10 protein-coding genes and 2 tRNA genes are annotated in these 12,766 nt (G+C 67.4%); 2 read left to right on the top strand and 10 right to left on the bottom strand.

Annotated elements, in window-relative coordinates:
• The first annotated feature begins 4 nt into the window (after window positions 1-4).
• The gene (locus tag HF203_RS05715; protein ID WP_246221661.1) at window positions 5-1,075 is read left to right on the top strand and encodes an endonuclease; all 1,071 of its coding nucleotides are present in this window, start codon (window positions 5-7) and stop codon (window positions 1,073-1,075) included.
• Between the two features lies 1 nt (window position 1,076).
• Here HF203_RS05715 and HF203_RS05720 read toward each other — a convergent pair whose 3' ends face one another.
• The 5 genes from HF203_RS05720 to HF203_RS05740 all read right to left on the bottom strand — a co-directional run bounded on the left by HF203_RS05720 (window position 1,077) and on the right by HF203_RS05740 (window position 9,006).
• A complete protein-coding gene (locus tag HF203_RS05720) occupies window positions 1,077-3,254 on the bottom strand; it encodes a diguanylate cyclase (protein ID WP_168667517.1) in 2,178 nt (725 codons plus the stop codon).
• Window positions 3,255-3,378: 124 nt separating this feature from the next.
• A complete protein-coding gene (locus HF203_RS05725; RefSeq protein ID WP_168667519.1) occupies window positions 3,379-4,461 on the bottom strand; it encodes a phosphotransferase in 1,083 nt (360 codons plus the stop codon).
• Window positions 4,451-6,667, bottom strand: a complete 2,217-nt coding sequence (locus HF203_RS05730; RefSeq protein ID WP_168667521.1) for a RelA/SpoT family protein — start codon at window positions 6,665-6,667, stop codon at window positions 4,451-4,453. The genes HF203_RS05725 and HF203_RS05730 overlap by 11 nt, the downstream gene beginning before the upstream one ends.
• Before the next feature lie 35 nt (window positions 6,668-6,702).
• Complete coding sequence (locus HF203_RS05735) at window positions 6,703-7,938, bottom strand: DUF1015 domain-containing protein (RefSeq protein ID WP_168667523.1); 1,236 nt, start codon at window positions 7,936-7,938, stop codon at window positions 6,703-6,705.
• A gap of 60 nt (window positions 7,939-7,998) precedes the next feature.
• Window positions 7,999-9,006 (bottom strand): amino acid ABC transporter substrate-binding protein, encoded by a 1,008-nt coding sequence (locus HF203_RS05740; RefSeq protein ID WP_168667525.1) that lies wholly within the window; start codon window positions 9,004-9,006, stop codon window positions 7,999-8,001.
• Between the two features lie 800 nt (window positions 9,007-9,806).
• Between HF203_RS05740 and rpoH the strand changes: the two genes are divergently transcribed.
• On the top strand, window positions 9,807-10,646 hold the full coding sequence (rpoH, locus tag HF203_RS05745) for an RNA polymerase sigma factor RpoH (protein ID WP_168667527.1): 840 nt from the start codon (window positions 9,807-9,809) through the stop codon (window positions 10,644-10,646).
• Between the two features lie 120 nt (window positions 10,647-10,766).
• Here the strand turns inward: rpoH and HF203_RS05750 are convergent.
• The 5 genes from HF203_RS05750 to HF203_RS05770 form a co-directional block, all read right to left on the bottom strand.
• Window positions 10,767-10,842: transfer RNA gene (locus tag HF203_RS05750), tRNA-Phe, on the bottom strand.
• A 109-nt stretch (window positions 10,843-10,951) separates the two neighbouring features.
• The gene (locus HF203_RS05755; protein ID WP_168667530.1) at window positions 10,952-11,224 is read right to left on the bottom strand and encodes an oxidative damage protection protein; all 273 of its coding nucleotides are present in this window, start codon (window positions 11,222-11,224) and stop codon (window positions 10,952-10,954) included.
• A 46-nt stretch (window positions 11,225-11,270) separates the two neighbouring features.
• Complete coding sequence (mutY, locus tag HF203_RS05760) at window positions 11,271-12,353, bottom strand: A/G-specific adenine glycosylase (RefSeq protein WP_168667532.1); 1,083 nt, start codon at window positions 12,351-12,353, stop codon at window positions 11,271-11,273.
• Window positions 12,350-12,667, bottom strand: a complete 318-nt coding sequence (locus tag HF203_RS05765) for a putative signal transducing protein (protein WP_168667534.1) — start codon at window positions 12,665-12,667, stop codon at window positions 12,350-12,352. Before HF203_RS05765 ends, mutY begins: the two co-directional genes overlap by 4 nt.
• A gap of 14 nt (window positions 12,668-12,681) precedes the next feature.
• Window positions 12,682-12,755: transfer RNA gene (locus HF203_RS05770), tRNA-Gly, on the bottom strand.
• Between the last annotated feature and the right edge of the window lie 11 nt (window positions 12,756-12,766).

Consider the following 12,766-nt stretch of genomic DNA (forward strand, 5'->3'; position numbering starts at 1 on the left):
TACCATGTCTCGTCGTCGCGCATCCAAGTCCCGTACCCGCCGTTCCCGATCCTCGACTCCCTGGTCCCGTCTCGTCTCCTGGCTGAACCGACTGAGCACGCGTGCGCGTGCCCTGCTGCTCGGTATCGGCCTGGTGCTGGTGGTGTCACTGCTACCGCAGTCGTGGGTCGAGCCGCTGCCGGAGCACGCCCGCAAGGCGGTGGCGATCACCGTCGATATCCGTGAGTTGGTCGTCGATCTGGTCGCCGATACCGGCAGCTGGGCCGGTGGGCTGGTGGCGGTGGTCGCCGACTCGAGCGCCGATCAGCTGCTCGGTCTCATCGATCAGGTGCCGGTGCAACCGCCGGCGTGGTGGCCGGAGTCGGCAGCGGTGCCGGAGCCGCCGGCGCTCGACAGCCTGCCGCGGGTCGCCGGCAGCTTCTCGACCGCCAAGCGCTGGCTCTACGAACGGGTCTATGCCGATCACCGCGAGACCTTCTACTGCGGCTGTCGCTACGACGCCGAGGCCCAGGTCGAGCTAGGCAGTTGCGGGCTCGATGCCCTGGCCGGCAGTCGCCGGGCGCGTCGGGTCGAGGCCGAGCACGTCTTCCCGGCCGCGCAGTTCGGTAACTTCCGCCAGTGCTGGCGTGAGCCCGAGCGCTTCGCCGAGTGTCGTACCAGCAGTGGTCGTCAGCTCTCCGGGCGGGCCTGCTGCGAGCGTGTCGATCCGGTGTTCGAGGCCGCGCACAACGACCTCTACAACCTCTACCCCGCCGTGGGCCAGATCAATGGCGAGCGTTCGGACTTCAACTGGGGGATGGTCGCCGGTGGGGAGGGCTATGGCACCTGCGAGATCCGTATCGACGCCGAACACCGCCGGGTGGAGCCGCCGGCGCGGGTGCGCGGCGACATCGCGCGCACCATGTTCTACATGCGCGATACCTACGGGTTGCGGCTGAGCCGTCAGGACGAGCAGCTCTATGCCGCCTGGAACAATGCCGACCCGCCGGATGCCTGGGAACGCGAGCGCTCGCGTCGGATCGCGCGTATCCAGGGGCGCGAGAACCCCTATATCACCGGCTATCGGCGGCTCTGAGTCAGGCGCGTTCGACGCGGTCGCGGCCGTTGCGCTTGGCGCGATAGAGCGCCTCGTCGGCGCGCGCGAGGATGCTGTCGGGGTCGCGGTCGTCGGCCTCGACCTGGGTGCAACCGATACTGACGGTGACCTCGATGACGGTCTCCTTGTGCTCTACCCGAAGTGCTGCGATATGGCCCCGGAGCCGCTCGGCGAACTGGTGGGCCGCGTCGAGGTCGCTGTCGGGGACCAGCACCGCGAACTCCTCGCCGCCGAGTCGCCCGGCGCAGTCGGTGCTGCGCAGCTCGGCACGCAGTACTGCGGCGAAGGCGCGCAGTACCGCATCGCCGCCACCATGGCCGTAGCTGTCATTGATCTGCTTGAAGTGGTCGAGGTCGAGCATCAGCACCGCCGTGGCGGTGTGGTGGCGGCGGGTGCGGTCGAGCGCGTGCTGCAGCTTGGTGAAGAAGTGACGGCGATTGGTCAGCCCGGTGAGATCATCGGTGTTGGCCAGCTCGCGCAAGCGCTGTTCGAGACGCTTGCGTTCGGTCAGGTCGGTGTTGGCGCCGGCCACCCGCAGCGGGCGGCCGCTGGGATCGCGCTGGATGAAGCCGCGCGAGAGTACCGGTACATAGTGGCCGTTGCGGTGCAGCAGGCGGAATTCGATCGAGTAGGCGCTGGAGGTACTGGCGAGGGCCTGATCGAAGACCTCTTGGACGCGCGCCTGATCCTCGGGGTGGATCAGCAGCCGCCACAGATAGCGATCGGCCTCGAGCGCCCCTTCGTCATAACCGAGCATCTCCCACCAGCGCAGCGAGTAGAACACCCGGTCGCTGGTCAGGTCCCAGTCCCACCAACCGTCCTCGGTGCCGCGCAGCACCAGTGAGAGCCGCTCCTCGCTGGCGCGCAGCGCCTCGCTTGCCTGGGTACGCTCGATAGCGATACTGGCGAGGTTGATGACCAGTTCGATGCGCTCGAGATCAGCCGCGGTCGGCCCCTGTGGCTGGTCGTGATAGATCGCGAAGGTGCCGAGCACCCGCCCGTCCGAGGCCCGGATCGGCTCCGACCAGCAGGCCGCGAGCCCGGCCTGGTAGGCTGGTTCGCGCAGGGACCGGCACAGCGGATGGGTGGCGATGTCCTCGACCACCACCCGCTGTCCGGTGGTGGCGGCCCGGCCACAGGCGCCGGCCTCGGCGCCGATCGCGAGCCCGTCGATGGCCTGGTTGTAGTCCTCCGGCAGGCTCGGGGCAGCGGCGGTGTAGAGACGCTCGCCGTCGCGATCGAGCAGCAGGATGCTGCAGTGGGCCTTGCCTTCCTGCTCGAAGCCGGTGGCGATGATCTCGAGCACCTCGGCGAGTGGTGCCCCGGAGACGAGGCGTTCGAGGACCTGGTTGCGTAGTCGCTCGCGGAATTCGAGCCGGCGCTGCTCGGTGGTGTCGCGCCCCACCGACTGGATCTCGAGCAGTCGCCCCTCTGGGTCGAGGATGGCCTGATCGACCCATTGCACCCAGCGCCGCTCGCCGTCGGCGCGGACCACCCAGTGTTCACTGACCACCATCGGCTGTTCGGCATCGCATTGACTCAGCAGCGTGTCGACGGTCTCGAGCTCGCTCTCCGGGATCAGGTCCATGAAGTCGGTGCCGATCAGCTCACCACGGTTGCGCCCGAAGAAGCTGCTGTAGGCGTCGTTGACGAAGGTGATGGTGTTGTCCGGGAGGAAGCGGCAGACCAGATCGCTCTGCAGGCCGACGATGGCGCGATAGCGGGTCTCGCTCAGCCGCAGCCGCTGTTCGCGTGCCTTGAGGTCGGTGATCTCGCAAAGCGCCAGGCTCCAGCCGCTGGTGCTGTTGTCGGGGTGGGCCTGGAGACGGATCCAGCGTAGTGCCCCGGCCTGGTCGCGAATGCGACAGTCGTGCTGCCAAGGGGTGTGCGTGCGTTCGGCCTCGTTGATGCACTGCTGTAGCGTGGCGCAGTCCTCGGCCAGGATCGCCATGGTCCAATCCACCGTGGCGGTGGTGGCCGCCGCCGTACCGGGAGGCTTGAGGCCGCGCAGTAGCCATTGGCCATCGGTGTTGGCGTGTCGTCTGAGCCAGTCGCGGGTCGGGTGCCGAGAGGGGGTGGTCGGCGTGGGGGCGTCAGTGCGCTCGGCCCCGGGTTGGTGTTTCGGGGCGGCGGGGCTGTGGTCTGGGCGACGACGCATGACGACCCCCTGGCCAAGGATCCACACCGGCGGTTTGCCGCGTCTGGTGGTCGGTCGCGGTGCGCCGCGCGTGATCCGACACGTTGCGTGACGTTTCATTAGGGTAGTCGATCACGGAGTCGATTCAAGCGGCACGGGGTCCGGCGTCGAAGCTGCGTGCCACCACAGCCGTGATCTCTCTGGCCTGGCGCTCGATGTCGGTGACCAGGGCGAACTGGCGTCGCGCCTTGTGCAGGTTGTCGCCGCGCTGGCGTACACGGAAGTAGCGATCACCTTGGAGGTGATCGGTGAGAAAGCGGATGCCCAGTTCGAGCGGGATCAACCGCAACGCCTCCGGGATCAGCGATCGCTCCTCGGCATCGAGCAGATCGCCGGTCGCGGCGGCATAACCGGCGAGGATGGCCGCACCGAGGTCGAGGTCGAAGCGGGCGTCGTCGCCGTGCTCGCCAGCACGGTTGCAGCACGAACGCAGGCAGTCGCCGAGGTCGTGGTGGATCAGCCCGGGCTGGACGGTGTCGAGGTCGATCAGCGCCACCACACGGCTCGCGTCGGTCGAGAACAGCAGGTTGTCGAGTTTGGGGTCGCCGTGGACGATGCGCGTGCCGATCCGCCCCTCGGCATGGGCGCTGGCGAGCGCCGTGGCGAGTATGGCGCGGCGGGCGACGAAGTCGAGACAGCTGGCGACGCTCGGATCACGCCGCGCCGTCGGGGTGTCGAGTCGTCGCAATCCGTCGAGATAGGCCGGGGTGTCGTGGAAGCCAGGCAGGGCGGTCTGTAGTGTCGGTGCGTGACGGGCGAGGGTGTGATGGAAGCGCCCGAGCGCCTCGCCCACGGCCTCGGCCTGGGCGGGCTGATCGAGTCGGGCGAGCCCGCGACTGGGGGCGATGAAGCGGGTCAGGCGCCAATAGGCGCCGTCGTCGTCGTGGTACGCGAAGCCGCCGTCACGGGTTGGCAGTGGGGTAGGGATGTCGAGCCCGGGGACGTCCCAGACCGCAGCGAGCGCAACCTGATTGGCGATCACCCGCGCCGGGTCGGGGAAGACCCGGGGGTTGATCCGCTGCAGTACATAACGCTGCTCGCCGCACCCGATCGCGAAGGTGTCGTTGATCAGGCCGCCGCCGAGCGGGGTGATCCCGGCGCGCTCGGGGGCGTCGGCGAGCGCGAAGCGTGCGAGCAGTGCGCGCAGCCGTGCCGGCTCAATCGGCACGTCGGACCTCGAGCACCTCGGGGAGCTGGCGCAGCTTGACCAGCACCCGGCCGAGCTGCTCCTGGTCGCGGACCTCGATGGTGAAACGCATCGAGGCGGTGTCGGTGGTGCGCTCGGAGTGGGTCTCGACGCCGAGTACGTCGAGGTCGTCGTCGACGAACACCGAGGAGACGTCGCGTAACAGCCCCTTGCGGTCGGCGGCGATCACCAACAGGTCGACCGGGTAGCTGGCCTCGACCGGGGCGTCGGCCCAGCGCACCGAGATCAGTCGCTCGGTCTCCTCCGGGGGCAGATGGCGGACGTTGTTGCAATCGCGACGGTGGATGGTGACGCCGCGTCCACGGGTGACGAAACCGATGATCGGGTCGTGTGGGACCGGCTTGCAGCACTGTGCCATCTGCGTCATCAGGTCGTCGACACCCTCGACCACCACCGCGTTGCTCGGCTCGTTGCGCTGACGCTGGGTGTGCTGACGGTGGCGGTGCTCGGGCTCCTTGGGGTGCTCGGCGCGGGGCTCGCCGACTTGGCGCGCGACCTGACCGACCGGTACGTCGCCGCGCCCGATGGCGGCCAACAAGTCCTCGCCGCGCTTGAAATTGAAACGCCCGGCCAGGGTCTCGAACTGGGGCTTCTCGACGATCCCGAGGCGGGTGATCTCGCGCTCGAGCAGGGCCCGACCGTCGTGGGCGTGTTGCTCCAGGTCCTGCTGCTTGAACCACTGGCGGACCCGGTTGCGGGCACGAGACGTGGTCAAGTAGCCGTGGTGCGGACTCAGCCAGTCGCGGCTGGGGGTGGCGTTCTTCTGGGTGAGGATCTCGACGGTGTCGCCGCTCTCGAGGCGCTGGTGCAGTGGCACGATGCGGCCGTTGACGCGCGCGCCCCGGCAGCGGTTGCCAACCTCGGAGTGGATGGCGTAGGCGAAGTCGAGCGGCGTTGCCCCCTTGGGCAGCTCGATGACCTTGGCGTGCGGGGTGAGCACATAGATGTGCACCGGCTCGAACTCTTGGCGGAAGCGCTCGAGCACCTCGCCGGGGTCCTCCAGCTCGCCCTTGAGTTCGAGCCAGTTGCGCATCCACACCAGACGGCGCTGGAAGGCCGCGTCGTGACCCTTGGCCTCCTTGTAGGCCCAGTGCGCGGCGACGCCGAACTCGGCGTGGCGGTGCATCTCGTAGGTGCGGATCTGCACCTCCAGCGACTTGTCGCCGGGGCCGATCACCGCAGTGTGCAGCGACTGGTACATGTTGCCCTTGGGGGTGGCGATGTAGTCGTCGAACTCCTTGGGGATGTGGCGCCACAGTCCGTGGACGATGCCGAGCGCGGCATAACAGTCGGCGACGGTCTCGACCATGATGCGCACCGCGCGCAGGTCGAAGATCTCCTCGATGTCGACGCGCTTGCGGCGCATCTTCTTCCAGATGCTGTAGATGTGCTTGGGTCGACCAGTGATCTCGGCGCTGATGCCGCTGCTGGCGAATTTCTCGTGCAGGATCTCCATTACCGAGGCGATGTAGTGCTCGCGCTCCTCGCGCCGCTCGGCCAGCAGCCGGGCGATGCGCTTGTACTCCTCGGGCTTGAGATAACGCAGGCTGAGGTCCTCGAGCTCCCACTTGAGCTGCCACACCCCGAGGCGATTGGCCAAGGGCGCATAGACGCGCTCGGTGTCGCGGGCGATGCGGGTGCGGCGGCGCTCCTCGAGGTCCTTGATCGCGCGCATCAGGTGCACGCGTTCGGCGAGCACCACCAGCACCACGCGCACGTCCTCGGCGATGCCGAGCAGCAACCGGCGCAGATTCTCCTCGTGCTCGGGCTGGTCCTTGGCGGCGATGATGGCCTCGACATTGGCCAGCTGCCCGATCCGTGACAGGTCGTCGACCATACGGGCGACATTGGCGCCGAAGCGCTGCTCGATGTCGGCGAGGCTGGTCGTGTCAGCCTCGAGGCTGCCGTTGAGCAGGGCCGCCACCACGGTCTCGTCGTCCATCTCCAGGCCGACCAGGATGTCGGCGGTGGAGAGCAGGTGACGCACCCGGGTCTCGCCGGTCTCGATGCGCTGGTCGCCGTGGATGCGGATGAGCATTGCGCAGGCGCCGGCGATGGCCTCGAGGCCGGTGGGTTGATAGCGCCCCTCGAGGTTGTCGAGCCAGTGGCGGATCGCGTGTTCGTCGTCGCCGCGGTCGGCGGGCAGATTGTAGGTGGGTCTGACCATCGTCTTCGGTTGTCGTCTTCCGTCGTCTTGCAGTGTCAGTCCAGGACGTGGCTCACCAGTCCGTCGGCGAGTTTGGGTTCGAACCAGGTGGACTTGGGCGGCATCACCGCGCCGGCATCGGCGACGTCGAGCAGTGATGCCATCGGAGTGGGGTGGAGGGCGAGGGCGAGGGCCATCTCGCCGCTGTCGACGCGCTGCTGCAGTCCGTCGAGCCCGCGGATGCCGCCGACGAAGTCGATGCGCGGATCGCGGCGCGGGTCGTCGATGCCGAGCAGTGGCTCGATCAGGTGCTGCTGGAGCAGGCTGACATCGAGGCTGGCGACCGGGTCGTTGGCAGGGATCCGCCTGGGGTCGAGCCCCAGCCGGTACCAGTGCCCGGCGAGATAGAGTCCGAACTCGCCGGGGCGCGCGGGCGCGACCGGGCTGTCCGCCGGCTCGATGGCGAAGCGCTCGGCGATCGCCGCGAGCAGCGTCTCCGGGGTGTGGCCGTTGAGGTCGCGCACCACCCGGTTGTAGTCGAGGATGCGCAGCTGATCGTGGGGGAAGATCACCGCGAGGAAGGACTCGTGTGCGCCCCCTGACGCAGCGCCGGTCTCGCGCCGGGCGGCGGCCACCCGCGAGGCGGCCGCCGAGCGGTGATGGCCGTCGGCGACATAGAGCGCGTCGATCGCGGCGAAAGCAGCGTCGATCGCGGCGATCCGTGCCGGCTCGCCGATCCGCCACAGCTCGTGGCGTACGCCGTCGGCGGCGGTGACGTCGACCTCGGGTGGCTGCTCGGTGGTCGCGGCGAGCAGGTCGTCGACTGTGGCCTGGGCGCGGTAGGCGAGGAACACCGGGCCGGTCTGGGCGTCGAGCGCTTCGATCTGGCGCACCCGATCGTCCTCCTTGGCCGGGCGGGTGTACTCGTGGCGCTTGATCCGACCGCTGTCATAGGCCGCCACCGAGGCGGCGGCGACCAGACCGGTCTGGCGGTGTCCGTCCATGGTCAACCGGTAGACGTAATAACTGGGGGTGGGGTCGCGTACCAGCACCCCGGCCTCGAGCATGCGCTCGAGGTTGGCGCGGGCCTGGGCATAGACGCTCGGGTCGTGGGGATCGGTGCCCTCCGGCAGGTCGACCTCGGCGCGCGAGATGTGCAGGAAGCTCCAGGGGCGTCCGCGGACCAGGGCGCGGGCCTCGTGGGTGTCGATGACGTCGTAGGGCGGGGCGATGACCGCGTCGGCACGGCCAGGTGCCGGGCGCAGGCCGGCAAAGGGCTTGATCAAGGGCATGGGTTCGGTCTCGCTGTTGGGCGGTCCTGGGCGATGATGGTCGCGGGGACACATCGTCTCTCAATGGCTCGGTGGGGCATAGAGGATGCCGCCATCGCGCCAGAGTGCATTGAGGCCGCGTTTGATCTGGAGTGGCGAGTGGATGCCGAGATTGCGCTCGAACAGTTCGGCATAGTTGCCGACCTGGGAGATGATGCGTCGGCTCCAGCCGGGGCTCAGTCCGAGTCGCGCGCCGATCTGGGCGTCGTCGTCGAACAGGGTGACGGCCGGGCCATTGTATGGCACCGACGGGTGTTGGGAGTCGATGCCCTGCTCTTCGGCATCGATCAGCACGAACAGGGTCCAGCGCACGATGTCGAACCAGCGCGGATCGTCATCACGCACTGCCGGTGAGAGTGGCTCCTTGGAGATCACCTCGGTGAGGATGCGGTGTTCGGCGCTGCCTTGTCGCAGCGTCGAGCGGACCGCGAACAGCTGAGACTGGTCGGAGCTGAGGGCGTCGCACTCACCGCGCAAATAGGCGCGGGTGGCGCTGTGGATGTCGGCGCTGGGGACCAGCCGCAGGTGCATGCGGTGGCGAGTGGAATAGGCGCGGGCGTTGTGCGGCCCGGTGGTGCCGGTGATCACGCAGACGCGTCGGCCATCGAGTTCGAGGGCGCTGTGGATGTGGCTGTCTCGTCGCACCATGAATCCCTGGCCGTCGTGATAGAGGACGCCGACGAAGGCGACGCCGGATTCGGTGTCGCGCGCCAGGGTCCAGCTGGTGTTGCGAGCCAGGATATCGAAGTCGCCGGCGCGCAGCCGCGCCAGGCGGTCGTTGGGTGTGGTAGTGACGAAGCGTACCCGCTCGGCGGTGCCGAGCACGGCGGCGCTGACCGCACGACAGAAATCGACGTCGAGCCCTTCCCAGTGGCCGTCGGCGGTGCGATGGGAGAGCCCCGGGACCTCGCCGTTGACGCCGCAGCGCAACTCGCCACGGTCGCGGACCTCATCGAGGGTGGCGCTCTGTCCCGAGCCGAGTGCGGTGGCGAGGATCAGACCGATGAGCCATCGTCGTCGAGTCTGCATCGCATGTCTCCATTGGGTGACGTGACCGTCACCGTGCGGGTTGGGATCCGGGCAGCCCGTGTGGTGCCGGCGTGGTCCCGGGGACGGGCGGGTGTCGGCGCCGGGCCGTGGATCCATCTTCGTTGGTTCGATGATGAAGTGTGTCGGCTGTGGTGATGATCTTGTGCATGTGGTGGATGTCGATGCGATGGGCCTCGGGCATCGTCTGCCTGCCCCATCGGTCGCGCACCGTCGTGCCGGCGACCGCCACCTCGGGCGCCTCGAGACCCGGGTCGTCTCTCCCCAGCTCGGGCACTGTTCTCGGCGCGTCCGACGGCCGTCAGTTGGCAGGTGCCCCCGGTCCGGATCGACCCGCGTTCGGCTCCTGCGCCCTGCCTGTGTCTGCGACATGGCTGACTATCTTTCCAGCATCCCCCCCCGCTGTGCAATGCCCAGAGGCGCCCGAGCGGCCTCTCACTCTCTGCGATCCCGGCCGCCTTGTCCAGGCTTTGAACAGGTCGCATGCTCCTCGCCCCAAACCCGATCGCCCCCCAGTAAATTGTTTTACTGTTTTTGTGGTTGATTTTTAATTAGTTGTTTTGTAAAGATTTTTGTTGATCATCAGCGCTGCCTATGGTTGTTATCGAAAGATACGATCCCCAATTAACCGCTTAGATCTTGTTCCTATGCCGATGCTTGCCTAGAGTCTTTATCGAACTTTTGTCGCGCTTCAACCTCAAAATCCGCGACAAAAGTGCTGGCATATGCCTTAGTGCGGTGCTAGGATAATTACCCAAGTTAACAACTCAGGTATCGGACTTATGGCCAAGGATCTCACCCTGGTGCCGACAGGTACCATCGACGCCTACATCAGCGCCGCTTACCAGATTCCAGTTCTCACCGCGGACGAGGAGCGCTCACTGGCGGTACAGCTGCGCGACCACGGCGACGCCCATGCCGCCAAGCGATTGGTAACCTCGCACCTGCGCTTCGTGATCCGCATCGCTCGCGGTTATCTCGGCTACGGTCTGCCGCTGCCTGACCTGATTCAGGAAGGCACCGTCGGCCTGATGAAGGCGGTGCGTCGCTTCGAGCCCGACATGGGGGTGCGGCTGGTCTCCTTCGCGGTGCACTGGATTCGTGCCGAGATCCATGAGTACATCCTGCGTAACTGGCGCATCGTCAAGGTGGCGACCACCAAGGCCCAGCGCAAGCTGTTCTTCAACCTGCGCAGCTCGAAAAAGCGCCTCGGCTGGTTCACCCGTCAGGAGGTCGAGGATGTTGCCGCCGATCTCGGCGTCAAGCCGGAGACGGTGTTGCAGATGGAGTCGCGCCTGGCCAATCAGGACCTGTCGTTCGACGGTCTCGACGACGATGACGATGACGCGCCCTCGGCACCCTCGACCTACCTGCCCGACAACAGCATGGAACCGGCGCGGCTGCTCGAGCGTGAGGACACCGATCGTAACCAGCGCGAGCGTCTCTATGCCGCGCTGCAGGGGCTCGATGAGCGCAGCAAGACCATCCTGCGCGAGCGTTGGCTCTCCGAGCGCAAGCAGACCCTGCACGAACTCGCCCAGCAGTTCGGGGTCTCGGCCGAGCGCATCCGTCAGATCGAGAAGAATGCGATGAAGAAACTGCGTCTGCAGTTGGACGCATGATGAGCGCCAGCGCGCCGAATGCGCGCCGTCGCCACCGAGGCCCGCCGAGTGCGGGCCTTTTTCGTGGTGGGGACAACGAAAAAGGCCCCGTCGACGGACATCGACGGGGCCTTTCGAAGATGGTGCCCAGGGACAGAATCGAACTGCCGACACGGGGATTTTCAATCCCCTGCTCTACCAACTGAGCTACCTGGGCAGGTAGTTCGCGTGCAAGCATACTGCTTGGCTTGAGCGCAGTATTAAACCAATGGAATCTTGGTCCGTCAAGTCTTTCTTCAAGCTCTCAGCCGCTGGCCGCTGGCCGCTCAACTGCCTGGCGGCACATAGCCCTCGGGCAGGTCGGCGCCCTCGCCGAAGAAAAAACCTTCCATCTGGGTCTCGAGGAAGCGGCGGGCCTTGGGGTCCATCGGGCTCAGTCGGTTCTCATTGATCAGCATGGTCTGGTGACGCAGCCACTCCTGCCAGGCCTGTTTCGAGACCTGTTCGAAGATGCGTGCGCCCAGTGGGCCTGGGTAGGGTTGGCGATCGAGTCCCTCGGCCTCCTGGCCGAGTCTCACGCAGTGCACGGTACGGCTCATGCTCCGACTCCTGTTGGACGGACTGGCGGTCTCGGGGATCGAGGGGTCAGAGCCGTTGGAGGATATCTGCCACCGGCGCCGGCAGGCCGATCGCGGTGCGCTCCTCGGGCGGGCTCCAGCGCCAGCCGTCCTCGCCCACGTCGGTCTCAGGGGCGATCAGCCCGAGCGCTACGACCTCGATCTCCAGTACGAAGTGGGTAAAGGTGTGACGGCGTCCGGGCAGGGTTTCAACCGTATCCGGAGCACGGTTGAAACGGTCCAGGCACCAGCCGGCCGGGTCGTTGTCGGGGGCGATCTCGGGCAGGCTCCACAACCCGCCCCAGATACCGCTCGCCGGACGGCGCCGGAGCAGTACGGCGCCTGCGGCGTTGCGCACCACCAGCATCCGGGTGCGCCGCTCAGGCAGGGTGCGCCTCGGGCGCGGGGCCGGTAGCTCGCGCTGGCGTCCCTGGTGCAGGGCCTGGCAGCGCGCGGCGAGCGGACAGTGCGCGCAGTCCGGGGTGGCGCGGGTACAGAGGGTGGCGCCGAGATCCATCATCGCCTGGTTGTAGGCGCCGGTGCGCTGGTGCGGGGTGCAGCGTTCGCTGAGCTGCCACAGCCGCTTGAGCACTGCGCTCTGTCCCGGCCAGCCGTCGACGGCGAAACAGCGCGCCAGCACCCGCTTGACGTTGCCGTCGAGGATTGGCAGGGGCTGGCCGTCGGCGAGCGAGAGGATGGCCCCGGCGGTGGAACGGCCGATGCCGGGGAGCGCCTCGACCGCCGCCAGGGTGTCGGGAAAGCGCCCGCCGTGGGTCTCGACGATGGTGCGCGCGGCGCGGTGCAGGTTGCGCGCGCGGGCGTAATAGCCGAGTCCTGACCACAGCGACAGCACCTCGTCGAGCGGTGCTGCGGCCAGGCTCGCCAGATCCGGAAAGCGCGCCATGAAGCGCGTGAAGTAGGGGATCACCACCGTCACCTGGGTCTGCTGCAGCATGATCTCCGAGACCCACACCCGGTAGCGGGTGGGCTCGTGCTGCCAGGGGAGGTCCTTGCGCCCGTGATGATCGAACCAGTCGAGTACGGCGGTGGCGAAATCGGCGGGTGGCCAGGGGGCGGGCGGTTCGTTGGCGAAGAGGTCGGGTGTGCTCATTCGGGATAAGGGGTTGCGCAGTTCCAGCACAGGGCGAAGCCGGCCTCGACCCGCTCACCACAACGCGGGCAGGTCCAGGCCGGGGTCGGGTGGCCGCCGAGTCCCTCGCGCAGAAAGCGCGCGAGCACGGCCTCGGCGCGTTCGCGATCGTCGTCGTCGATGAGCCAGAGGGTCGGATAGAGATCGAGCGGCAGCTCGCCTGCGGCACCACTGAGGGCGTCGCCAAGGATAACGGTACGGATCAGGTGACGATCGAGCAGATCGTGGAGGAGCTGTGCCTCGATGCGGTCGGCTGCTTGGTAGAGTGCTCGCATACGGGGCTGGGGAATGGAGCGGGTGATGGGAATCGAACCCACGTCATCAGCTTGGGAAGCTGAGGTTCTACCATTGAACTACACCCGCATTCGGTCCCG

It is taken from the genome of Marichromatium bheemlicum (assembly GCF_012276755.1).
GTDB lineage: Bacteria > Pseudomonadota > Gammaproteobacteria > Chromatiales > Chromatiaceae > Marichromatium > Marichromatium bheemlicum.